Below are 21,699 nucleotides of genomic sequence, written 5' to 3'. Positions count from 1 at the left end.
CCGTTCTCCCCGTTTACGGGGAGAAGGTGGCGGCAGCCGGATGAGGGGCCGTCCCGTTCTCCCGCACGGCGGCCATCAGCTCGACCTGGGAATGGAGGCCGAGCTTGCGGTAGACGGTCTTGATGTGGTTGCGCACGGTGCCCGGGGCGATGGCGAGGTCGCGCGAGATCGTCTTGGCGCAGCCGCCGTCGATGAGGAGGAGGGCGATCTGGCGCTCGCGCGGGCTGAGGCCGGCAAGCGACAGCCGGCTTTCGCCGGGCGGGCGCCATTGCCGCCAGAGCCGTTCGAGCACGAGGCGGGTGGCGTCGGCCGTCGCCTCGGCGACCGCGAGGTCCTCGGTGCCGAAGGGGCGGGCGCCGCGGCGGCGCAGATAGGTCACGAAGCCGGCGGCGTTGCGGTCGAAGTTGAAGACGCCGGTGATCTCGTCGAAGCTGCCGGAGGGCTCGTAGAAGTCGCGGTAATAGGCGCTGGTGTGGAAATCGCCCTTGTCGAGCGCGGAGAGCGGCAGCAGAAAATCCTGCCGCGTGCCGGCGAAGAGGCGGAAGAACGGGTCCTGCCGGTACTTGCGGGTATCGTAGTTGCGGTTCCAGTGGTCGGGATCGCGCTCGTAGATGGTGATCGAGGCGCTGTCGCGCAGGTAGAGACCGATATAGACTTGGTCGGAGGCGACGAGATGGCGCGCGCCGGCCGTGAAATGGGCCGAGATCTCCTCGGGCAAGGTGGCGCTGACCGCAGCGGTGATGCCGCTGCTCCAGTGCCGGAGCTGCTCGAAGGTGAGGTCGGGTCGCATGGGGACAGGATAGACGGGGCGGCCGGGAATTCAAGCCGGACGGCCCGGAAGATTGGCAACAGGGAGCGTTAGAGAATGCGCAATGTCACGGTGGCCGCCACGCAGATGGCCTGCATCTGGGACGAGAAGGCCAATATCGAGCGGGCCGAAGGGCTCGTCCGGCAGGCGAAGGAGAAGGGGGCGGACCTGGTGCTGATCCAGGAACTCTTCGCCGCGCCCTATTTCTGCCAGGACCAGATCCACGAATTCTTCGCGCTCGCCCATCCCTTCGAGGGCAATCCGCTGATCGCGCATTTTGCAAGGCTCGCCGCCGAGCTCGGCGTCGTGCTGCCGCTCAGCTATTTCGAGCGCGCCGGCCAGTCCTATTTCAACAGCCTCGCGGTGATCGACGCGGACGGCCGGGTGCTCGGAAACTACCGCAAGAGCCACCTGCCGGACGGGCCGGGCTATATGGAGAAGTTCTATTTCTCGCCCGGTGACACCGGTTTCAAGGTATGGGACACGCGGGCGGGCCGCATCGGCGTCGGCATCTGCTGGGACCAGTGGTTCCCGGAGGCGGCGCGCTCCATGGCGCTGCAGGGCGCTGAAATCCTGCTCTATCCGACCGCCATCGGCTCCGAGCCGCACGATGCGAGCCTCGATTCCAGCGCGCACTGGCAGCGGGTGATGCAGGGCCATGCCGGGGCGAACCTCATGCCGCTCGTCGCCTCCAACCGCATCGGCAGGGAAGAGGGACGCAACGGCACGAGCATCACCTTCTACGGCTCGTCCTTCATCGCCGACCCCACCGGCGCCAAGGTGGCCGAGGCCGACCGGACGACGGAGACGGTGCTGACCGCCACCTTCGACCTCGACGCCGTCGCCCACCAGCGCCGCTCCTGGGGCGTCTTCCGCGACCGCCGCCCCGAACTCTACGGCCACCTCGCGACGCTCGACGGCCGCAGGGAGGCGTAAGATAGAGGCACGGCATCGAGAAGCGCCGCGCCTCAAACGGTCGAGAAGTCCGAAACCCTCTCCTCCGTCATGCTCGGGCCTGTCCCGAGCATCTGCAACGTCTCTATTTTCAATGCATTGGCAGATCCTCGGCACAAGCCGAGGATGACGGCGGTGGGTAAGGCGAGGTTCGCCAAAAGCCGGGCACGGTGCCCATGAGCGCCGTGCCGGTCTCCATCACATGGCGTGGATGTAGCCGAGCGAGACGGCGGCCATCCAGATGGCCATGGCGATCATCATCAGGTTCTCCGCCAGCGAGATGAAGCCGAGCGGCACGTTGCTCGACCCGCCGACGCAGGCGCATTTCAATTCGCGCCGGTCGATATAGACCGCCTTGAAGACCGAGGCCGCGCCGATGGTGCCGATGAAGAGCGCGACGGGAACCGAAAGCCAGGTGAGCGCGCCCGCCACCATCAGCACCCCGGCGAGCCCTTCGGCATAGGGATAGATATAGCTGTAGGGCACCCAGCGCTTCGCGAGCAGGTCGTAGTTGAGGAACATGGTCGCGAAGCTCTCGACATTCTGGAGCTTCAGCATGGCGAGCGCGACCATCGAGAAGGCGATGAACCATTCCGCCGCGCGCAGCGTGAAGGGCGAGCCGCTGACCGCGAAGCTTACGGCCATCGCCGTCAGCGCCGTCAGGGTGAAGAGCACGGCGACCGGGCGATAGGTGGTCGCCTTCGGGTCGGCGACGGGCTTGCCGAGATGGCGGCGCAGGTCGTCGTAGCCGCCGACGCGCTCCCCGTCGATGAAGACCTGCGGGGTGGTCGCGACATCGTGCTCGGCCTTGAAGGCGTCGGTTTCCGCGCGGCTCGTCAGGTGGCGGTCGTCGACTTCGTAGCCCGAGCGGCGCAAGAGGTCCTTCGCCTTGAGGCCGTAGGGGCAGGTGTGGCTGGGCATCACCATGCGGTAGAGGATGGCCTTGCGGCCGGCATTTCGTACCTTGTCCAACATCTCACGTCTCCTGTCTTGTGAAACCGTTGGCAGGACTATAGGTTCCGTACCATGGTACGGAGTCAACACCCTGAAGAGCTGACGATCGGAAAACTCGCCGCCGCCGCCCATGTCGGCGTCGAGACCGTGCGCTTCTACCAGCGGCGCGGCCTGCTTCCGACACCGAGGCGCATCGACGGCATCCGCCGCTACGGCGAGGCGGACCTCTCGCGCCTGCGCTTCATCCGGCAGGCGCAGACGGCGGGCTTCACGCTGGAGGAGATCCGCCAGCTTCTCGCCCTCGATGCCGGCGAGGACCGCGCCACGGCCCGCGAGATGGCGACCAGGCGCCTTGCCGAGCTCGACGCGCGCATGGAGGATCTGCAGCGCGCCAGGGCCTCGCTGCAGAAGCTCGTTTCCGAATGCGCCGTCGGCCGGACCGGCCCCTGTCCCATCCTGAAATCCTTCGAGGCGTGAGATGGTCGGGGCTCGGAACGCGCCTTAACCTTCTGTTCGCCTAGTCTCGCAACAGCCGCTTAGGAGTCTCCCGCTAAGGTGCCGGCATGTTGCGGTGCCCTGGCGCCGCGTTTCGTGCGCTGGCCGCTCCGTCATTCGCGGGCCGCCAACGGTCTCCCGAAAGGAGCGCGTTCGGAATGGATGCGAAAACCATATTCACGATGGCGTCGATCATGGTGCTGGCCAACGGGGCCATCCTGACCGCCATGGGGCGCGAACTGCCCGCTAGCCTCAGGCCCGCGGCGCGGCAATGGTGTCTCGGCACGCTGCTGGTGGCGCTCGGATGCATCGTCTTCGCCCTCGGCGGCCCGCTGCCGCGGCCCCTGATGCTGACGGTGGCCAATGCCGGCTTCGCCTTCGGGCTGACGGCCTATTGCGTGGCGATCCGCCGGTTCCTGCGGCTGCCGGTCGGCGCGTGGCTGTTCCTGCCCGCGCTGGCGGCCTCGCTGGTCGTCGCGTGGTTCTCGGCGGTCATGCCGAACTTCCATGTCCGCATGGCGGTGGTTTCCGTCGTCTGGGTCGGGCTGATGGCGATGTGCGTCCGGGACCTGATGGACAGGGGCCGCGGCGATGCCTCGCTCGCCCGTTCCATCCTCACCGCCATGTTCGCCGGCGTCGGCGTCTATGCGGCGGCGCGCTGCATGCTCTACCTCGTCGCCGACGTTTCCGAAGGTTTTGCCGTGGAGAGCGGCGGCAACTGGCTGAACGTGCTGTCGGCCCTGCTGATGACTACGCTGCCGGTCATGGGCACCACGGCCTTCCTGCTGATGTGCTCGGACCGGCTGCAGCGCGGCCTGGAACGGGCCGCCGACACCGACTACCTGACGGGACTGCCGAACCGGCGCAGCCTTGCCCGCGCCGGCGCCGAGGCGTTTCTGGCGGCAAGGCAGGCCGGCAGCGGTTTTTCCCTCGCGGTGTTCGACGTCGACAAGTTCAAGGCGATCAACGACACCTACGGGCACGATGCCGGCGACCGCGTGCTCGTCCATGTCGCGAACCGGCTGCGGGCCGGGCTGCGCCCCGCCGACCTGATCGCCCGCACGGGCGGCGAGGAATTCGTCGTCCTGTTCCGCGACCTGGCGGAGGCCGACGGGCTCGCCATCGTCGAGCGGATGCGCGTGGCGGTGGAGAATGGCGGCTTTTCGGCGGATGGCGGGGGGATCGCCCTGACGGTCTCGGCGGGTCTCGCCTCGCGCGAGGCCGATGACGAGACCTATGACGACGTGCTGCGCCGGGCCGATACGGCGCTCTATCGCGCCAAGGCGAACGGCCGAAACCGCGTCGAGGCGGCGTGGCCGGATGGAACAGCGGATGCCCGCCGGGTGCGGACCGCCCCGCCGGCCCTCGCCGCCGAGGACGCTGCCTCTCTTGCGGCGAGCCCGGAGGCCGGGTCCGCCCCGGTTCAGATCTCCAGATAGGACGAGATGATCGCCGCGATGTCGGATTGCGGATCGCTCGTCGTGGCGTCTGCCGTCGGCTCCGTGCTTTCCGTGGACGTTCCGCCCGTGCCCGACGTGCCGCCGGTCGCCGGCGTCGCGGCGGGGCCGCGCGGCAGGGCGGCGACCTGCGCCGGCGTCATGGCGGCAAGCTGGGCGGGCGTGAAGGCATTGGCCTGCTCGCTGCTGAGGCCGGCGAGCGCGGCCGTGCTGAGACCGAGCACCGCGTTCGTGCCGAGGGCGACGATGTGGTCCGGCGAGAAGGTGGCAAGATCGTCCGCGCCGAGCCCGGCCGTCTGCGTCGCCGTCATCGCGCCCGCCTGCTCGACCGTCAGCGCCGCCACCTGGGCCGTGCTCATGGCGTTCACCTGGCCATAGGTCAGGGCGGCGATCTGGCCGGTGCCGAGGGCCGCGATGCTTTCCGTCGACAGCCCGCCGATCACCGCCGGGGAGAGGCCCTTGATGGCCGAGGGGCTCATCGCCGCCAGCTCCTCGGTCGAGATGGTCTGCATGTGCGCCGGCGTCAGGCCGGCGGTGCCGGGCGAGCTGAGGGCGGCGATCTGCGCCATCGAGAAGGCTTCGAGCTGGTCGGGCGAGAGCGCGGCGACCTGGGCGCTGCTGAGGCCGGAGATCGCGCCGGTGCCGAGCGCGGCGATCTCGGCCTCCGAAAGCGTCGCCAGGTAGCTCGGCGGCAGGCCCTTGATGGCGCTGGAGCCGATGGCGGCGAGCTTGCTCGTCGAGAAGGTGTCGAGCGCCTCGCTCGAAAGCCCGCCGAGCGCGGCGGCCGTCAGGGCGGCGATCTGGCTGGCCGAGAGGGATTCGGCCTGTTCGAAGGTGAGGCTCGCGGCCTGCATGCCGGTAAGGCCCGCAATGCCGCTCGGGCTGAGCGCGGCGATCTGGCCGGGTGTCAGCGCCGCGATATCCGCGACGGCGAGGGCGCCGACCTGCTTGGAGGTGAGCGCGTTGATCTGCGCGGTGGAGAGCGCGGCGATCTGGCTCGGGCTGAGGGCGCTTATCTGGCCCGTCGTCATGCCGCCGATGCCGGCGGGGCTCAGCGCCTCGATCTGCTCCGGCGAGAAGCCGGCGAGGATGGAGGCGGAAAGGCCGGCCATGGCCGCCGAGCTGATCGCCCCGATTTCCGCGGTGGTGAAGAGGGCGATGTCGGCGGCGTCGAAGGCGGCGATCTGGCGCGAGGTGAAGGCGCCGATCTGCGTCGCCGTCAGCGCCTCGACCTGATCGGCGCTGAGCGCGGCGATCTGCTCGCTCGTCATGCCGGAAATGCCGGCCGTGCCGAGGGCCGCGATCTGCGCCGTCGTCAGCGAGGCGATCATGCCGGTCGAAAGGCCGAGGATACCCCGCGAGCTGATCGCCGCCATGTCCGCGGCCGAGAACTGCGCGAGGTCGTCGGCGCTGAAGGCCGCGATCTGCTGCGAGCTGAGGGCGCCGACCTGTGTGTTGGTGAGCGCTTCGGCCTGCGCCGTGCTGAAGGCTGCGATCTGCGCCGTCGAGAGGGCCGCGATGCCGGCCGTGCTGAGCGCGGCGATCTGCTCGGGCGAGAGCGTGGCGATATTGGCCGTGGTCAGGGCCGCCACCTGCGTCGAGCCCATCGCCGCCATCTGCAGGCTCGTCAGCGCCTCGAACTGGCTCGCGCTGAGCGTGCCGATCTGTGGGCCGGTAAGGCCCGCCGCGTTCAGCGCGGCGACCTGCGCGGGGGTGAGCGCGGCGATCGCCGCCGTCGGCAGGCCCGCCACCGCGCGCGAGGTGATCGCGCCGATCTCGGCGGGCGTGAAGGTCTCGAGATTCGTGGGGCTGAAGGCGCCGATCTGCGCCGAGCTCAGCGCGGCGATCTGCGTTGCCGTCAGCGCCTCGGCCTGCAGCGGCGAGAGGATGCCGATCTGCGCCGTGGTCAGGCCGGCGATGCCGTCGGCATTGAGCGCGGCGATCTGGGCCGGCGTCAGCGCGGCGATGCCGTCAGCGCGAAGCGCCGCGACCTGTCGCGAGCCGAGCGCGCCGAGCTGCGCCGTGGTCATGGCCTCGATCTGCGTGCCGGAAAGCGCCGCGACCTGGTCGCTCGAAAGCCCGGAAAGGCCGGCGGTGCTCAGCGCCGCGATCTGGCCGGTCGACAGCGAGGCGAGCATGGCGGTCGAAAGGCCCGCGACCGCCCCCGAACCGATGGCCGCGATATCGGCGGAGGAGAAGGTGTCGAGCTTGGCCATGTCCAGCGCGGCGATCTGGCGCGAGGAGAAGGCGGCGATCTGCGTCGGCGTCAGCGCCTCGGCCTGCGCGGTGGAGAAGGCTGCGATCTGCTCGGGCGTCAGGCCGGCTATGGCCGCCGCGCTGAGGGCGGCGATCTGCGCGGTCGAGAGCGTCGCGATATAGGCGGGGCCGAGATTGGCGATCTGCCGCGCATTGAGCGCGCGGACCTGGTCGGCCGAAAGCGCGTCGAGCTGGTCGCTGGAAAGGGCGGCGATCTGCTTCGTCCCGAGCCCGCCGATGGCGGCGGTGCTGAGGGCGGCGACCTGCCCCGTCGAGAGGGCGGCGATCACTTCCGTCGAAAGGCCGCCGATGGCAGCCGAGCCGATGGCGGCGATCTCGCGCGTCGAGAAGGTCGCGATGCCATCGGACGAGAAGGCGGCGAGCTGCGTGGAGCTGAGCGCGCCGATCTGGCTCGTCGTCAGGGCCTCGGCCTGCGCGAGGCTGAGGGCGGCGATCTGCCTGGTGGTGAGGCCGGCGATGCCGGTGGAGCTGAGGGCGGCGATCTGCGCCGTCGAAAGGGCGGCGAGCGCCTCCGTCGAAAGGCCCGGCAGGGCGCCGGACGAGATGGCAGCCATTTCCTGGGTGGAGAAGGTGGCGATGTCCTCCGGGCTGAGGGCGGCGAGCTGCGTCGAGCTCAATGCCGCGATCTGCGTGCGGGTCAGCGCCTCGGCCTGCGCGGTCGTGAGGGCGGCGAGCTGCTGCGTGGTCATCGCGCCCATGGCGGCCGCGCTGAAGGCGGCGATCTGCGCGGTGGAGAGCGAGGCGATGGTCGCCGCCGAAATGCCCTTGATGGCGCTGGCGGTGATCATCGAGATGTCCTTCGTGGAGAAGGTCGCGATTTCCGCCGTGCCGAATTGGCCGATCTGGTCGGGGTTCAGCGCGCCGACCTGCGCGCTGGTCAGCGCCTCGGCCTGGCCGGTGCTGAGCACGGCAAGCTGCTGCGAGGTGAAGCCCGCGATGCTGCCGGCATTGAGGGCGGCGATCTGCGCGGTCGTGAGGGCGGCGATCTGCGCCGTGCCGAAGGCGGGGATCTGCGAGGAGGTCAGCGCGGCCATCTGCCGGGTGCCGAGCGCGCCGATCTGCGAAAGGCTGAGCGCCGCGATCTGGCTCGAGGTGAGGCCGGAAACGCCGGAGGCGCTGAGGGCGGCGAGCTGGGCGTTCGACAGGGCGTCGAGGTCGGCCGGATTGAGCGCGCCGACCTGGCCGGAGGAAAGGGCGGCGACCTGCGCGGTGGTCAGCGCGGCGATCTGGCCGGAGCCGAGCGCGCTTATCTGGCCGGAGCGCAGCCCGGAAACGGCCGCCGGGGTGAGGCTGGCGAGCTGTTCCGGGGTGAGCGCCTTCACATCCGTGTCGAGCGCGCCGGCCTGCGCGGCGGTCAGCGCCTTGATATGGGCGGCGGAAAGCTGGCTGACCTGCAGCGAGCTCAGCGCTTCGATCTGGTCGCTCGTCAGGCCGGTGAAGGCGCTGGTGCTGAGCGCGGCGATCTGCGCCGAGGTCAGCGAGGCGAAGGTGTCGGGCGCGATGCCGGAGACCGCGCCGCGGCTGAGCGCGGCGATCTGGGCGGTCGAGAGCGCGCGGATGTCCTGCGGCTCGAGCGCGGCGATCTGCGCGGAGGTGAAGCCGCCGATCTGCGTCGTCGAGAAGGCCGCGATCTGCGCGCTCGTCAGCGCCTCCATCTGCGAGGCGGTCAGGCCGGAGAGCGTGGTGCGGCTGAGGGCGGCGATCTGGGCGGTGGTGAGCCCGGCGATGGCCGCCGGGCTGAGGCCCGCGATGGCCTTGCTGGAGATCGCCGCGAGGTCTTCCGTCGAGAAGGTGGCGAGATCCGCCCCGCTGAGGGCGGAAAGCTGCGTGGAGGTCAGCGACTTGACCTGCTGCGAGGAAAGCGCCTCGATCTGCGCCGTGCTCAGCATCTCGATCTGGTCGGCCGAAAGCCCGCCGATCGCGCTCGTGCCGATGGCGGTGATCTGCCCGGTCGCAAGGGCCTTCAGGAAGGCTTCGCCGAGGCTGGCGATCTGCGCCGCCGTCAGGCCGCCGATCTGGCCGGTCGTGAGCGCGGCGATCTGGGCGGTCGAGAGTTCGGCGAGCGCGGCGCTGCCAAGGCCGGTGACGGACTTGGTGTTGATCGCCGCCATGTCCTCGGTGGAGAAGGTCGCGATGCCCTCCGCGCCGAGCGCCGTGATCTGCTTGGCGCTCATCCCGCGGATCTGGCCGGGCGTGAGCGCCTCGACCTGGCCGGTGCTCAGCGCACCGATCTGGAGGGTGGAAAGGCTGGCGACGACGCTCGGGCTGAGGGCGGCGACCTGCTCGGGCGACAGGGCGGCGATGGCCGAGGTCGGCAGGCCGGCAATGGCCTTGCTGTTGATCGCCGCGATCTGGGCGGGCGTCATGTCGGCCAACACGGCCGGATCGATGGCCGCGATCTGCGCGGCGTTCAGCGCCGTCATCTGCGCCGGGGAAAGCGCCGCGATCTGCTCCGTCTTCATCGCGCCGATCTGCGCCGTGGAAAGGCCGGTGAGCGCAAGGGTGCCGAAGGCGCCGATCTGTTCGAGCGAAAGGGCGGCAAGGACGCCGCTGCCGATGCCGGAAACCGCCTTGTTGCTGAGGGCGGCGATATCGGCCGTCGAGAAGGTCGAGAGCGCATCGGCGGTCAGCACGGCAAGCTGCGCGGCGGTCAGCGCCTTCACCTGCGTCGGGGTGAGGGCTTCGATCTGGCTGTTGTCGAGGGCGGCGATCTGGGCCGTCTTGAGGGCGGCGACCTGGGTCGCGGTCAGCGCCGCGATCTGGCCGGTGGTGAGGGCGGCCAGAGCATCCGGGCCGAGGCCGACGAGCGCGTTGTTGCGGATCGCGGCGATGTCGCTGCTGGAGAAGGTCGAGAGCGTTTCCGGCTTGAAGGCGGCGATCTGGGCCGCGGTCATCACCTTGATCTGGGCGGGCGTGAAGGCCTCGACCTGGCTTGCGTCCAGCGCGGCGATCTGCGCCGGGGTGAGGGCGGCGACCGCCTTCACGCTGAGCGCGGCGATCTGCGCCGGCGTCATGCCCGAAATGGCATCGGGGCTGAGGCCGGCGACGGCGGCCGGCGAAAGGGCCGCGATGTCGGCCGTCGAGAAGGTGGCGATGCCGGCCTTGTCGAGGGCGGCCGCCTGGGTGGCGGTGAAGCCCTTCACCTGCGTCGGGGTGAAGGCCTCGACCTGCGCCTCGCTCATGGCGCCGATCTGCGTGGCCGTGAGGCCCCGCACCGCCGCGCTGCCGAAGGCGGCGACCTGGCGGGTGGAGAGCGCCGCGATGCTGTCGGTCGTGAAGGCGGAGACCTGCAGGGCGGTGAGCGCCGCGATCTGCGCGGTGGAGAGCGCGCCGACCTGCTCGGTGCTGAGGGCGGCGATGGCCGCCGTGCTGAGCCCGGAGAGCGATTTCGCCGAAATGGCGGCAAGGCTGTCTGTTGACATGCGCGCGAGGTCTTCCGCGCTGAAGGCGGCGATCTGCGCCGCGCCCATGGCGGCGAGTTGCCTGGACGTGAGCGCGGCGGTCTGGTCGGGCGTGAAGGCGGCGACCTGCGCGACCGAAAGGCTCTGGATGGCCTGCACGCTCAGCGCGGCGACCTGCTCTTCGGAGAGTCCCGCGATGGCGCCGGTGCTGAGCCCCGAAAGCGCCTTGGCGGCGATGGCCGCGATGTCCTCGGCCGAGAAGGTGGCAAGGCCGTCCGTGGAGATGGCGCCGAGCTGCTGGGCCGACAGCGCCTTGACCTGCACGGGCGTCAGGGCCTCGATCTGTGCGACGTCGAGCGCGCCGATCTGCGCGGTCGAGAAGCCGGTGACGGCGCTGCTGCTCAGCGCGGCGATCTGCTCGGTGGAGAAGGCCTTGACGGCCTCCGCGCTCAGCGCCGCGATCTGGGCGGGCTTGAGCAGCGCGACCTGCGCCGTCGTCATCGCGGCGATCTGCTCGGGCGTGAGCGCTCCGGCCTGTTCCGTGGTGAGGCCGGCGACGGCGAGCGGCGCGAGCGCGGCGACCTGCCCGCTGGAAAGCGCCGCCAGCGCGGCGGTGCTGAGGCCCTGCACCGCCTTGTAGCTGATCGCCGCCATGTCCTCGGTGGAGAAGGTCGCAAGGTCCTCCGGGGTGAGGGCTGCAAGCTGCGCGGCGCTCAGCGCCTGGACCTGCGAGGGCGTCAGGGCCTCGGCCTGGTCGGCCGAAAGCGCGCCGATCTGCGATGTGGTCAGGACCGACACCTGGCCCGCCGTCAGGCTCTCGATGGAGGAATGGGTGAGCGCGCCGATCTGATCGAGCGACAGGCCGATGATGGCGCTCTGCGAGATGGCGCTGATCTGGCCGCTGCTGAGAATGCCGATATCGTCGATTTCCAGCGCTGCGATCTGCTTGGAGGAGAAGGCGCCGATCTGGCTCGTAGACAGCGAGGCCACGTCCTCCGTCGACCATTGCTGGATCGTCTCCGTCGAAAGCTGCCTGATCTGGCTGAGGCTGAGCGAGGAAACGATCGACGTCATGGCAAAATCCTGGGCAAAATCCTGGAAGGACGAAACGGAAAAACACACGCAAATGCACGATCCGGCAGCCTGCTCGATACAACCGTGAGCTTGCCTGAACCTGTAGGTGTGTCCTCGCCGGCCGGACGTGCCCGCCCGGCCCTTCGCGCCTCGTTTTCCCGGTGGGCTCTCAGGTGGGGAACTGGCGGTAGCATTCCTCCGCGATCTGCTGCAGGACATCGCGGGAAATGTCGCCCGTCACGGCATAGCCGAGGTCCCCGTCGATCCAGTAGAAGGTCTCGATGCCGCTTGCTGACGCAAAGCGGAAACTCGTCGTGCGGTTGTCCCCATTGCGCCCGACGAGGACGGTCACCCGCCGCCCGGCCTCGTTCTCGTACATGAACATGGCCCCCGGCCTGTCGGCGACGGGAAGGAGGCGCCCGCCGACCAGCCGGAAGCCGATGGTCTGCAGGCTCGGCACCTTGAGATCCGGTATGGCGAGCCGCTTGCCGAGCCATGCGGCGAGATGCGCCTCCTCATCGGCGAAGACTTCCACGGGATGGCGCACCTCGCTCGCATAGATGAGATAGGCGTTGCGCGCCTCCTGCGGCAGCGCGTCCATCGCCGCGACCCGCTGCGGCGGCCCCTCGAAAAGGGGCGGCACGAAATGGCCGGCAAGCCCGCCGAGCGCGAAAAGGCCGGCGGCGGCGGTCGCCATGGCGAAGCGGCGGGAGCCTGCCCTTACAGGCGCCGGGGGCGAGACCAGATGGACATCGGACGGGAGGGAAACGGCATGGCCGGCAAAGGCATCGCGCAGGCCCTCGTTCTGCGCCTGCCAGTCGGCGACGAGCCGCGCGGCCTCCGGGTCCTCCGCCAGATGATCCTCGACGCGCCGGCGCTCCGCCTCGTCGAGCAGCCCGTCGACATAGGCATGCAGGTCGGGTTCGCCGATGGGTTGGCGCTCGCTCATCGTGGGCTCCGCAAATGAATGACGTTTTCCTCCTGCAGCCTTTGCCGCAGCATCTGCCGGGCGCGCGAAAGGCGCGACATGACGGTGCCGACAGGAATCTCCAGGATCCCGGCGACCTCCTGGTAGGAATGGCCTTCGACGGCGACGAGCATCAGCACCGCCCGCGCCTCCTTCGGCAGGATCTCCAGCGCCTGCACCAGGCGGTTGCGCTCCAGCGGATCGGAGGGCGCGGCGTTCTCGGCGACGGCCTCCGCCTCCTCGATGCCGACGGAAGGCCGCCGCGCGACGGCGCGTTGCGCGTTGAGATGCAGGTTGGTCATGATCCGGTAGGCCCAGGCGCGAATGTTCGCGCCGCGCCATTGCGCGCGGTGGACGAGCGCCTTCTCGACGCAGTCCTGCAACAAATCCTCGCTCTCCGCGTCGGAGCGCGTCAGGCTGCGCGAATAGCGCCGCAACTGCGGCAGGAGGGCGAGGATCTGCGCCTCGAAGGCAGGGGGCGGGGAGGCGTCGCCTTCCCGTCCGCCGTTTTCCGGCATGGCGTGGGGATCACGGCCTTGCGACATTCCAGACGCCGTTCATGCCGTCGCCGGTCGCATCGCCTTCCTTGGTGTCCTTGACCCAGTAGTAGAGCGGCATGCCGTCCTTCGCCCATTGCTTCGACCCGTCCTTGCGGGTGACGAGCGAATATGCGCCTTCCGCCTTGGCGTTGGAAGCGGCCTTGGCCGGCGGCCAGTTGGCGGCGCATTTGTCGTAGCAGGCGGACTTGCCGTGCTTGTCCTTCTTGAAGGTGTAGAGGGTCATGCCCTTTTCGCCGGCAAGCACCTCGCCCTTGTCGGTCTTCACGGTCTTGAACGGCTCTGCCGCAAAGGCGGTGCCGGCAAGGAGGGCGGCAGCCAGCGGGACGAGAACAAAGAGCTTCATGGTCTTCTCCATCGTTATGACGCGCTTCCGGAGCCGTCCATGCCAAGACACCGGACTCCGCCGGTTTATTCCGTCCCGCGATGGAAAAATGTGAGGAGCTGCCGCTCAGTGCCCGGTGATGCCGTCGGCGATGGCCGCGAGCTTCGACGTGTGCCGGAGGCCAGCGAATTCCCGCGCATCCGCCATGCGGTAGAGCTGGTACATGGAATGGACGCCGAGCCAGCGGAAGGGCTCCGGCTCCCATGGGCGCACGGTGCGGTTGACCCAGGGAAGGCCGGTCAGCTCCGTTTCGCGCCGGAGCACGAGATCGGCCAGGGTCCGCCCCGCGAGGTTGGAGGAGGAGACGCCGAGGCCGACATAGCCGCCGGCCCAGCCGATGCCCGTTTCCCGGTCGAAGCCCGCCGTCGTGCACCAGTCGCGCGGCACGCCGAGCACGCCGCACCAGGCATGTTCGATCCTGAGGGACTTCGTCTGCGGCAGGAGGCGGGTGAGGATGGCATGCAGGGCGTCGATGGTCGCCTGCTGCGTCTGCCCGTCGATATCGGTCTTCGATCCGAAGCGGTAGGGAACGCCGCGCCCGCCCATGGTGATGCGGCCCTCGCGGGTGCGCTGGGCATAGCAATAGGCATGCGCCGCATCGCCGAGCAGTTCATGACCCTCCCAGCCGATCTCCCGCCACAGCGCCTCGGGCAGCGGCTCGGTGACGATCTGCGCGCTGTTGAGCGGTAGCCATGTGCGCTCATGGCCCGGCAGGCCGGCGGTGAACCCTTCCGTGGCGCGGATGACGACCGGCGCGCGGACGGTGCCGCGCTCCGTCTCGACGCGGCCCTTCGTGAAGCCGGTGACGGCGGTGCCCTCGAAGATGCGGACGCCGAGGCTCTCGACGACGCTGGCAAGGCCGCGCACCAGCTTGGCCGGCTGGACTCGCGCCATGTCGCGGATGACGAAGGCGCCCTGCACGCCGGCGATGCGGATGCGCCGCGCCGCGTCCTCCGCCGACAGCATCTCCATGCGGTCGGCCGGCATCTCCCAGTCGAGATAGAACTGGTATTCCTCGCGGGCGCGCTCCAGTTGCGGCCTGTTGGTGGCGATGGTGATGTTGTCGACGCGCAGGATATCGGCATCGATGCCCTCGGCCTCGGCGACGCGGATCACCTCGTCCACCGTGCCGGCCATGGCCCGCTGCATGTCGACCACCGCGCCGCGCGTCGCGGTCTTGAGATACTTTTCCCGCGACCAGCCGAAGCCGCCGGAAAGCCAGCCGCCGTTCCGCCCCGAGCCGCCGAAACCGGCAAATTCGCGCTCGACGACGACGATGTCGAGCGAGGGATCGGCCTTCTTCAGGTAATAGGCCGTCCACAGGCCCGTATAGCCGGCGCCGATGATGCAGACATCGGCCTCGCGGTCGCCGGGAAGGGCGGGGCGCTTTTGCGGCACGCCGCCGATATCGGCGTACCAGAAGGAGATGTTGCCGTTCGTCGTCACGTCCATATGCGCCGCCTTCGCTTCCGCCGTTCCTGCCGTGAAGGCATATTGGCCGGCGGGAAGGTTGGCAATCGTCCCCGACTGGCGGCGAAGCCCGAAACCTTCTCTTCCGTCATGCTCGGGCCTGTCCCGAGCATCTGCGACGTCTCGATCTTGCAATGCGTTGGCAGATCCTCGGCACGAGGCCGAGGATGATGCCGGTGGGTGAGGGGAGGTTTGCGGCTTCTCCCCTTACTGCTGGTCGAGAACCTTCGTCAGGCTGAGGGCGGCGATGGTGCAGATCGCGCCGGAGATCAGGTAGCCGCCGATGAAGATGATGCCGAAGCTGGAGGCAAGGCCCAGCGCCACGAGCGGCGCGAAGGCGGCGCCGATCAGCCAGGCGAGGTCCGAGGTCAGCGCCGCGCCGGTATAGCGATAATACTGCGTGAAGCGCGAGGAGACGGCGCCGGAGGACTGGCCGAAGGTGAGGCCGAGGATGAAGAAGCCGATCAGGATATAGGCATCCTGGCCCTTGCCGCCGGCATCGAGCAGGAACGGCGCGGAGAAGGAGAAGATCGCGATCAGGATCGCGCCTGCCATCAGCTGGTTGCGCCGGCCGATCCGGTCGGCGATGACGCCGGAAAGGATGATGCCGACCGCGCCGAAGGCCGCGCCCGCCACCTGCACCCAGAGGAATTCCGCCGCCGACTGGCCGCCCTTGAGCGTGACCCAGCTGAGCGGGAAGATCGTCACGAGATGGAACATCGCAAAGCTGGCGAGCGGCACGAAGGCGCCGAGCACCACGTCGATGGCGTGCTTGCTCAGCATCTCGAAGATCGGCCGGGCCTGCAGCTCCTGCGCCTCCATGGCCGCGCCGAATTCCTTGCTGGCGACGATGCGCAGCCGCGCGAAGAGCGCCACCACGTTGATCGCGAAGGCGACGAAGAAGGGATAGCGCCAGCCCCAGGCGAGGAAATCCGCCTCCGAGAGATTGCTGACGAAATAGCCGAAGAGGATGCTGGCCAGCGCAAAGCCGATGGGCGCGCCGAGCTGCGGGATCATCGCGTACCAGCCGCGATGGTTGGCCGGGGCGCTGAGGTTGAGCAGCGAGGCGAGGCCGTCCCAGGCGCCGCCGAGCGCGAAACCCTGCCCGAGCCGGAAGAGCGCGAGGAGGGCCACCGCCCAGTAGCCGAGCGTATCGTATCCCGGCAGGAAGGCGATGGAGGCCGTCGAGCCGCCGAGGATCACCAGCGCCACCGTGAGCTTCGTGCCGCGCCCGTAGTTGCGGTCGATCCACATGAAGACGAAGGAGCCGACCGGGCGGGCGAGGAAGGCCAGCGGAAACAGCGCGAAGGCCATCAGCGTCGCCGCCACCGCATTGGGCGCGAAGGGGAAGATGAGCTTCGGGAAGACGAGGACGGAGCCGAGGCCGTAGACGAAGAAGTCGAAGAATTCCGACGTGCGGCCGATCACCACGCCGATGGCGACGCTGCCCGGCGAGAGCGGCTTGTCGTCCTGGTGCATGCGGCGGGCATCCCGCTCCAGGCCGGACGATGTGGGATTGATGGCCGAACTCATGAACGCCTCCGTGCGGATCAGGGTCATGTCACTAGAATGTTGATCAATCGGCGCCCAAGATCAAGGACCGGCGCGCAATGCGTCTTACGGCGCGGAAATTGACAACAGGCATTTCTATTGCGCTAGTACAAACGCGCATCGACAGAAAGCCCCTGATTGACTACCGTGCTGCGACAGAATGCTGCGCTGCGACGATGGACCTCATTTCCAACCCCGACCGCGCCCGATTATTGCCGACTAGACAGAACGCAAGTTGAGGCCGAAATGCCGAAGCAATTCAGTTTAGCCCGACACTCGATCATTCTAGCCCCCATGCTGGCCATCCTTTCGGGATGCAATATGGTCGTGATGTCTCCCTCCGGCGATATCGCCACGCAGCAGCGGGACCTCATCGTCATCTCGACGATCCTGATGCTGCTGATCATCGTCCCGGTGATCTGCCTGACGCTGTTCTTCGCCTGGCGCTACCGCCAGTCCAACACGGCGGCAAAGTACGATCCCGAATGGCACCATTCCACCGGCCTCGAGGTCATCATCTGGTCGGCCCCGCTCGCCATCATCATCGCGCTCGGGGCGATCACCTGGGTCAGCACCCACAAGCTCGATCCCTACCGCCCGCTCGACCGGATCGACGCCGCCCGGCCGGTTTCCGAAGAGACGAAGCCGATCACCGTCGAGGTGGTGGCGCTCGACTGGAAGTGGCTGTTCTTCTATCCGGACTACGGCATCGCCACGGTCAACGAGATGGCCGCGCCCGTCGACGTGCCGATCAATTTCAAGCTCACCGCCTCCTCGGTGATGAACTCCTTCTACGTTCCCGCGCTCGCCGGCATGATCTATACGATGCCGGGAATGGAGACGAAGCTGCACGCCGTCATCAACAAGGCCGGCGAATACGAGGGCTTCTCGTCCAACTACAGCGGCGACGGCTTCTCCCACATGCGCTTCAAGTTCCACGGGGTGGACCAGGCCGGCTTCGACGCCTGGGTCGCGCAGGTCAAGCAGAACGGCACGGCGCTCAACCGCGACGCCTATCTCAAGCTCGAAAAGCCGAGCTCCAGGGAGCCGGTGCGCTACTACGCCTCCGTCGACGACGGCCTCTATGAGGCCGTGCTCAACATGTGCGTGCGCGAAGGACAGATGTGCATGAAGGACATGATGCATATCGACATGATGGGCGGCGCGGGCAAGGAGAGCCAGGAGAACAGGGCGAAACTCCAGCACGACAACCGCCACGCCGCCGGGGAGGGGACCGCCGCGACCTTCCCCGAGACCGGCAATCCCGCGCGCAGCGAGGAGCCGGCCGAGGGCGTCGAGGAGCGGCAGGACGAGCCCGCCGCGATGGACCACGACGCGCACCAGTCGCACTAGACCTCATGGCGCCCGCCCCGGTGGCGGGCACCCAGGGCCCGGACAAGGGCCGCATCTGAAACGATATTGGACGATCCCATGTTCGGTGACACCAGCCTCACGCATTTCCTCTTCGGACGGCTTACCCTGGAGGCGATCCCCTACCACGAGCCCATTCTCGTCGTGACCTTCGCCGTGGTGGCGCTGGGCGGCATCGCGCTCCTCGCGCTCATCACCAAGTTCAGGCTCTGGGGCTATCTCTGGAACGAGTGGTTCACGTCGGTCGATCACAAGAAGATCGGCATCATGTACATCATCCTCGCCATCGTCATGCTGCTGCGCGGCTTTTCCGACGCGATCATGATGCGCATCCAGCAGGCGATCGCCTTCAACGGCAGCGAGGGCTACCTGCCGCCGCATCACTACGACCAGGTCTTCACCGCCCATGGCGTGATCATGATCTTCTTCGTGGCGATGCCCTTCGTCACCGGCTTCATGAACTATGTCGTGCCGCTGCAGATCGGCGCGCGCGACGTCTCCTTCCCCTTCCTCAACAACTTCTCCTTCTGGATGACGACGGCCGGCGCGATCATCATCATGATGTCGCTGTTCGTCGGCGAGTTCGCGCGCACCGGCTGGCTCGCCTATCCGCCGCTGTCGGGCGCGGCCTACAGTCCCGGCGTCGGGGTCGATTATTACATCTGGGGCCTGCAGGTGGCGGGCGTCGGCACGACGCTGTCGGGCATCAACCTCATCGCGACCATCGTGAAGATGCGCGCGCCGGGCATGACCTTCATGAAGATGCCGGTCTTCACCTGGACCTCGCTCTGCACCAACATCCTGATCGTCGCGACCTTCCCGATCCTCACCGCCACGCTCGCGCTGCTCTCGCTCGACCGCTATGTCGGCACGAACTTCTTCACGAACGACCTCGGCGGCAACCCGATGATGTATATCAACCTCATCTGGATCTGGGGCCATCCGGAGGTCTACATCCTCGTCCTGCCGGCCTTCGGCATCTTCTCCGAGGTGGTGGCGACCTTCTGCGGCAAGCGCCTCTTCGGCTATGCCTCGATGGTCTATGCGACCTGCGTGATCATGATCCTCTCCTACATCGTGTGGCTGCACCACTTCTTCACGATGGGCTCGGGCGCCTCGGTCAACGCCTTCTTCGGCATCACGACCATGATCATCTCGATCCCGACGGGGGCGAAGATGTTCAACTGGCTCTTCACCATGTATCGCGGGCGCATCCGCTACGAGGTGCCGATGCTGTGGACGGTCGGCTTCATGGTGACCTTCGTCATCGGCGGCATGACGGGCGTGATGCTGGCCATCCCGCCGGCCGACTTCGTGCTGCACAATTCGCTGTTCCTCATCGCCCATTTCCACAATGTCATCATCGGCGGCGTGCTGTTCGGGCTGATGGCGGGCGTCGTCTACTGGTTCCCCAAGGCCTTCGGCTACAAGCTCGATCCCTTCTGGGGCAAGATGAGCTTCTGGTTCTGGCAGATCGGCTTCTTCTTCGCCTTCATGCCGCTCTACGTGCTCGGCCTGATGGGCGTCACCCGCCGCGTCAGCCAGTTCGAGGATCCCTCGCTGCAGATCTGGTTCGTCATCGCCGCCTTCGGCGCCTTCCTGATCGCGCTCGGCATCGCCTCCTTCATCGTCCAGCTCGTCGTCAGCTACCTGAGGCGCGACCAGTTGCGCTGTGACAGCGGCGATCCGTGGGACGCCCGCACGCTCGAATGGTCGACCTCCTCGCCGCCGCCGGACTACAACTTCGCCTTCACGCCCGTCGTGCACGACCACGACAGCTGGTACGACATGAAGAGCCGCGGCTATGTGCGCCCGCTGGAAGGCTTCAGGCCGATCCACATGCCGAAGAACACCGGCACGGGCGTCATCCTCGCCGGCATCAGCACGGTGCTCGCCTTCGCGCTGATCTGGTACATCTGGTGGCTGGCGGCGCTCTCCTTCATCGCGATCGTCGCGGTGTCGATCGCCCATACCTTCAACTACGACCGCGACTTCTTCATCCCCGCCGAGACGGTGACGGCGACCGAGGACGCGCGCACGAAACTGCTGCAAGAACGGACCTGAGCCCATGAGCGCGACCCAAGTCCACGACACCGGCGAAAAGCCGACCTTCTATCTGACGGAAGAGCACCACCCGGAAAACAGCACCATGCTGGGCTTCTGGCTCTACCTGATGAGCGACTGCCTGATCTTCGCCGTGCTGTTCGCCACGCACGGCGTGCTCGGCCGCAACTATGCCGCCGGCCCGTCGCCGGCCGACCTCTTCGACCTGACGCTCGTCGCGATCAACACGGCGATGCTGCTCTTCTCCTCCATCACCTACGGCTTCGCGATGCTCCAGATGGAGCGCAACGCCAAGATGGAGACCCTGGTCTGGCTCGCCATCACCGGCGTCTTCGGCGCGGCCTTCCTCGGGCTGGAGCTCTACGAGTTCTATCACCTGATCCTCGAAGGGGCGGGGCCGACGCGCTCGGCCTTCCTGTCGTCCTTCTTCACGCTGGTCGGCACGCACGGCCTCCACGTCACGTTCGGCATGATCTGGCTGATCACGTTGATGGTGCAGGTGAAGAGGCGCGGCCTCACCCATGAGAACCGCCGCCGGCTGATGTGCCTTTCCATGTTCTGGCACTTCCTCGACGTCATCTGGATCGGCGTCTTCTCCTTCGTCTATCTTCTCGGAGTCCTCGGATGAGCGCGCACCCCACCCACGAAAGCGCGGCCGAAGCCCATCACGCGCACAGCCACGGGCACGAGGCCGGCCACGGCTCCTTCAAGGGCTACATGATCGGCTTCCTCCTGTCGGTCGTCCTGACCGCTATTCCCTTCTGGCTGGTCATGGCGGGCGTCCTGGAAAGCAAGCTGCTGACGGCCGTCCTCGTCATGGGCATCGGCGTCGTGCAGATCTTCGTGCACATGGTCTACTTCCTGCACATGAACCCGCGCTCGGAAGGCGGCTGGACGCTGATGGCGCTGATCTTCACGCTCATCATCGTCGGCATCGCGCTGGCCGGTTCGCTCTGGGTCATGCACCACCTCAACGCCAACATGATGCCGATGACCCACGACATGATGAAGAACATGCCGTGACGGCAGGCGGCCGGTGATGACCAGCGCGCATCCGCAGGGGAACGGGGAGGCCGGGCCATCCTCCCGCGCCCGGATGGCCCTTGCCGCCTTTCTGGTCCTGCTCGTCGCCGTCTTCCTCGCGCTCGGCACCTGGCAGGTGCAGCGGCTCTTCTGGAAGCTCGATCTCATCGCCCGCGTCGAAAGCCGCGTCCATGCCGATCCGGTTCCCGCGCCGGGACGGGCGGAATGGCCCTCGGTCGATAGGGAGAAGGACGAATACCGCCGCGTCACGGCCACCGGCCTCTTCCGGCACGACAGGACGGTGCTGGTGCAGGCCGTGACGGAACGCGGCGCCGGCTTCTGGGTGGTGACGCCGCTCGTCCTTGCCGACGGCTCGGCGATCCTGATCAACCGCGGCTTCGTGCCGGCGGAGAGGAGCACGCCCGAGGCGCGGCTGGCGGGCGAGATCGCCGCCGGGCCGGTCGCGGTCACGGGGCTTTTGCGCATCACGGAGCCGGGCGGGGCGTTCCTGCGCTCCAACGATCCGGCCGCGGACCGCTGGTTCTCCCGCGACGTTGCCGCCATCGCGGCGGCAAAGGGCCTTGCCGATGTCGCGCCGTATTTCGTCGATGCGGATGCGACGCCCAATCCGGGCGGGCTGCCCATCGGCGGCCTCACCGTCGTCGCCTTCCGCAACAGCCATCTCGTCTATGCATTGACCTGGTACGCGCTCGCCGCCATGAGCGCGGCGGCGGCCTGGCGGGTCTGGCGCCGGCCTATGGCTTGACGGGGCACAAAACAAAAAAAGCCCCGCACGAAGCGGGGCAGCGAGCGCCACGGTTGGCTCCCAGTGACGCGGGGAAGCTCGCGGGTTGCGCGAGTGCTCTCCCACTAGGAGTTTGCCTGCGCGCA

The 21,699-nt window shown here is 68.0% G+C and carries 16 protein-coding genes; 8 read left to right on the top strand and 8 right to left on the bottom strand.

Going from position 1 to position 21,699, the window contains the following annotated elements; all coding sequences use genetic code 11:
* Positions 1–13: 13 nt before the first annotated feature.
* The gene (locus tag ACZ1A1_RS16790) at positions 14–790 is read right to left on the bottom strand and encodes a response regulator transcription factor (RefSeq protein WP_203315746.1); all 777 of its coding nucleotides are present in this window, start codon (positions 788–790) and stop codon (positions 14–16) included.
* Positions 791–865: 75 nt separating this feature from the next.
* Here ACZ1A1_RS16790 and aguB point away from each other — a divergent pair, with 75 nt between their 5' ends.
* Positions 866–1,744, top strand: coding sequence for an N-carbamoylputrescine amidase (gene aguB / locus ACZ1A1_RS16785; RefSeq protein ID WP_463620779.1), 879 nt, complete (start codon positions 866–868; stop codon positions 1,742–1,744).
* Positions 1,745–1,960: 216 nt separating this feature from the next.
* On the opposite strand, the gene ACZ1A1_RS16780 is transcribed toward aguB, so the two are convergent.
* On the bottom strand, positions 1,961–2,737 hold the full coding sequence (locus ACZ1A1_RS16780) for a MauE/DoxX family redox-associated membrane protein (RefSeq protein ID WP_463620778.1): 777 nt from the start codon (positions 2,735–2,737) through the stop codon (positions 1,961–1,963).
* Positions 2,738–2,788: 51 nt separating this feature from the next.
* On the opposite strand from ACZ1A1_RS16780, the gene ACZ1A1_RS16775 reads away from it, so the two are divergent.
* Complete coding sequence (locus tag ACZ1A1_RS16775; RefSeq protein WP_463620777.1) at positions 2,789–3,193, top strand: MerR family transcriptional regulator; 405 nt, start codon at positions 2,789–2,791, stop codon at positions 3,191–3,193.
* A gap of 176 nt (positions 3,194–3,369) precedes the next feature.
* On the top strand, positions 3,370–4,650 hold the full coding sequence (locus ACZ1A1_RS16770; protein ID WP_463620776.1) for a GGDEF domain-containing protein: 1,281 nt from the start codon (positions 3,370–3,372) through the stop codon (positions 4,648–4,650).
* On the opposite strand, the gene ACZ1A1_RS16765 is transcribed toward ACZ1A1_RS16770, so the two are convergent.
* The 6 genes from ACZ1A1_RS16765 to ACZ1A1_RS16740 all read right to left on the bottom strand — a co-directional run bounded on the left by ACZ1A1_RS16765 (position 4,635) and on the right by ACZ1A1_RS16740 (position 16,332).
* Complete coding sequence (locus tag ACZ1A1_RS16765) at positions 4,635–11,420, bottom strand: beta strand repeat-containing protein (protein ID WP_463620775.1); 6,786 nt, start codon at positions 11,418–11,420, stop codon at positions 4,635–4,637. The genes ACZ1A1_RS16770 and ACZ1A1_RS16765 overlap by 16 nt on opposite strands.
* Before the next feature lie 169 nt (positions 11,421–11,589).
* Entirely contained in the window at positions 11,590–12,369 is a 780-nt protein-coding gene (locus ACZ1A1_RS16760; protein WP_463620774.1) for an anti-sigma factor family protein, read from the bottom strand.
* Positions 12,366–12,932, bottom strand: a complete 567-nt coding sequence (locus ACZ1A1_RS16755; RefSeq protein WP_313194037.1) for an RNA polymerase sigma factor — start codon at positions 12,930–12,932, stop codon at positions 12,366–12,368. The genes ACZ1A1_RS16760 and ACZ1A1_RS16755 overlap by 4 nt, the downstream gene beginning before the upstream one ends.
* Positions 12,916–13,290, bottom strand: coding sequence for a COG4315 family predicted lipoprotein (locus tag ACZ1A1_RS16750; RefSeq protein ID WP_313194038.1), 375 nt, complete (start codon positions 13,288–13,290; stop codon positions 12,916–12,918). The genes ACZ1A1_RS16755 and ACZ1A1_RS16750 overlap by 17 nt, the downstream gene beginning before the upstream one ends.
* Before the next feature lie 105 nt (positions 13,291–13,395).
* Positions 13,396–14,781, bottom strand: a complete 1,386-nt coding sequence (locus ACZ1A1_RS16745) for an NAD(P)/FAD-dependent oxidoreductase (protein WP_463620773.1) — start codon at positions 14,779–14,781, stop codon at positions 13,396–13,398.
* A 225-nt stretch (positions 14,782–15,006) separates the two neighbouring features.
* Complete coding sequence (locus tag ACZ1A1_RS16740; RefSeq protein ID WP_463620772.1) at positions 15,007–16,332, bottom strand: MFS transporter; 1,326 nt, start codon at positions 16,330–16,332, stop codon at positions 15,007–15,009.
* A gap of 312 nt (positions 16,333–16,644) precedes the next feature.
* Between ACZ1A1_RS16740 and cyoA the strand changes: the two genes are divergently transcribed.
* The 5 genes from cyoA (at position 16,645) to ACZ1A1_RS16715 (ending at position 21,574) form a co-directional block, all read left to right on the top strand.
* Complete coding sequence (gene cyoA / locus ACZ1A1_RS16735) at positions 16,645–17,703, top strand: ubiquinol oxidase subunit II (protein WP_463620771.1); 1,059 nt, start codon at positions 16,645–16,647, stop codon at positions 17,701–17,703.
* A gap of 78 nt (positions 17,704–17,781) precedes the next feature.
* Positions 17,782–19,785: a cytochrome o ubiquinol oxidase subunit I gene (gene cyoB, locus ACZ1A1_RS16730; protein WP_463620770.1), complete on the top strand. Its 2,004-nt coding sequence runs from the start codon at positions 17,782–17,784 to the stop codon at positions 19,783–19,785.
* A 4-nt stretch (positions 19,786–19,789) separates the two neighbouring features.
* Positions 19,790–20,413 (top strand): cytochrome o ubiquinol oxidase subunit III, encoded by a 624-nt coding sequence (gene cyoC, locus ACZ1A1_RS16725; protein WP_234187785.1) that lies wholly within the window; start codon positions 19,790–19,792, stop codon positions 20,411–20,413.
* Positions 20,410–20,808 (top strand): cytochrome o ubiquinol oxidase subunit IV, encoded by a 399-nt coding sequence (cyoD, locus tag ACZ1A1_RS16720; RefSeq protein ID WP_203315767.1) that lies wholly within the window; start codon positions 20,410–20,412, stop codon positions 20,806–20,808. The genes cyoC and cyoD overlap by 4 nt, the downstream gene beginning before the upstream one ends.
* 16 nt (positions 20,809–20,824) lie before the next feature.
* Positions 20,825–21,574: an SURF1 family protein gene (locus ACZ1A1_RS16715; protein ID WP_463620769.1), complete on the top strand. Its 750-nt coding sequence runs from the start codon at positions 20,825–20,827 to the stop codon at positions 21,572–21,574.
* Positions 21,575–21,699: the final 125 nt, after the last annotated feature.

This window comes from Shinella sp. R2-11 (assembly GCF_055330205.1).
Note: the sequence above shows the minus strand (reverse complement) of the source record. Positions and strands in the feature narration are given on the sequence as shown.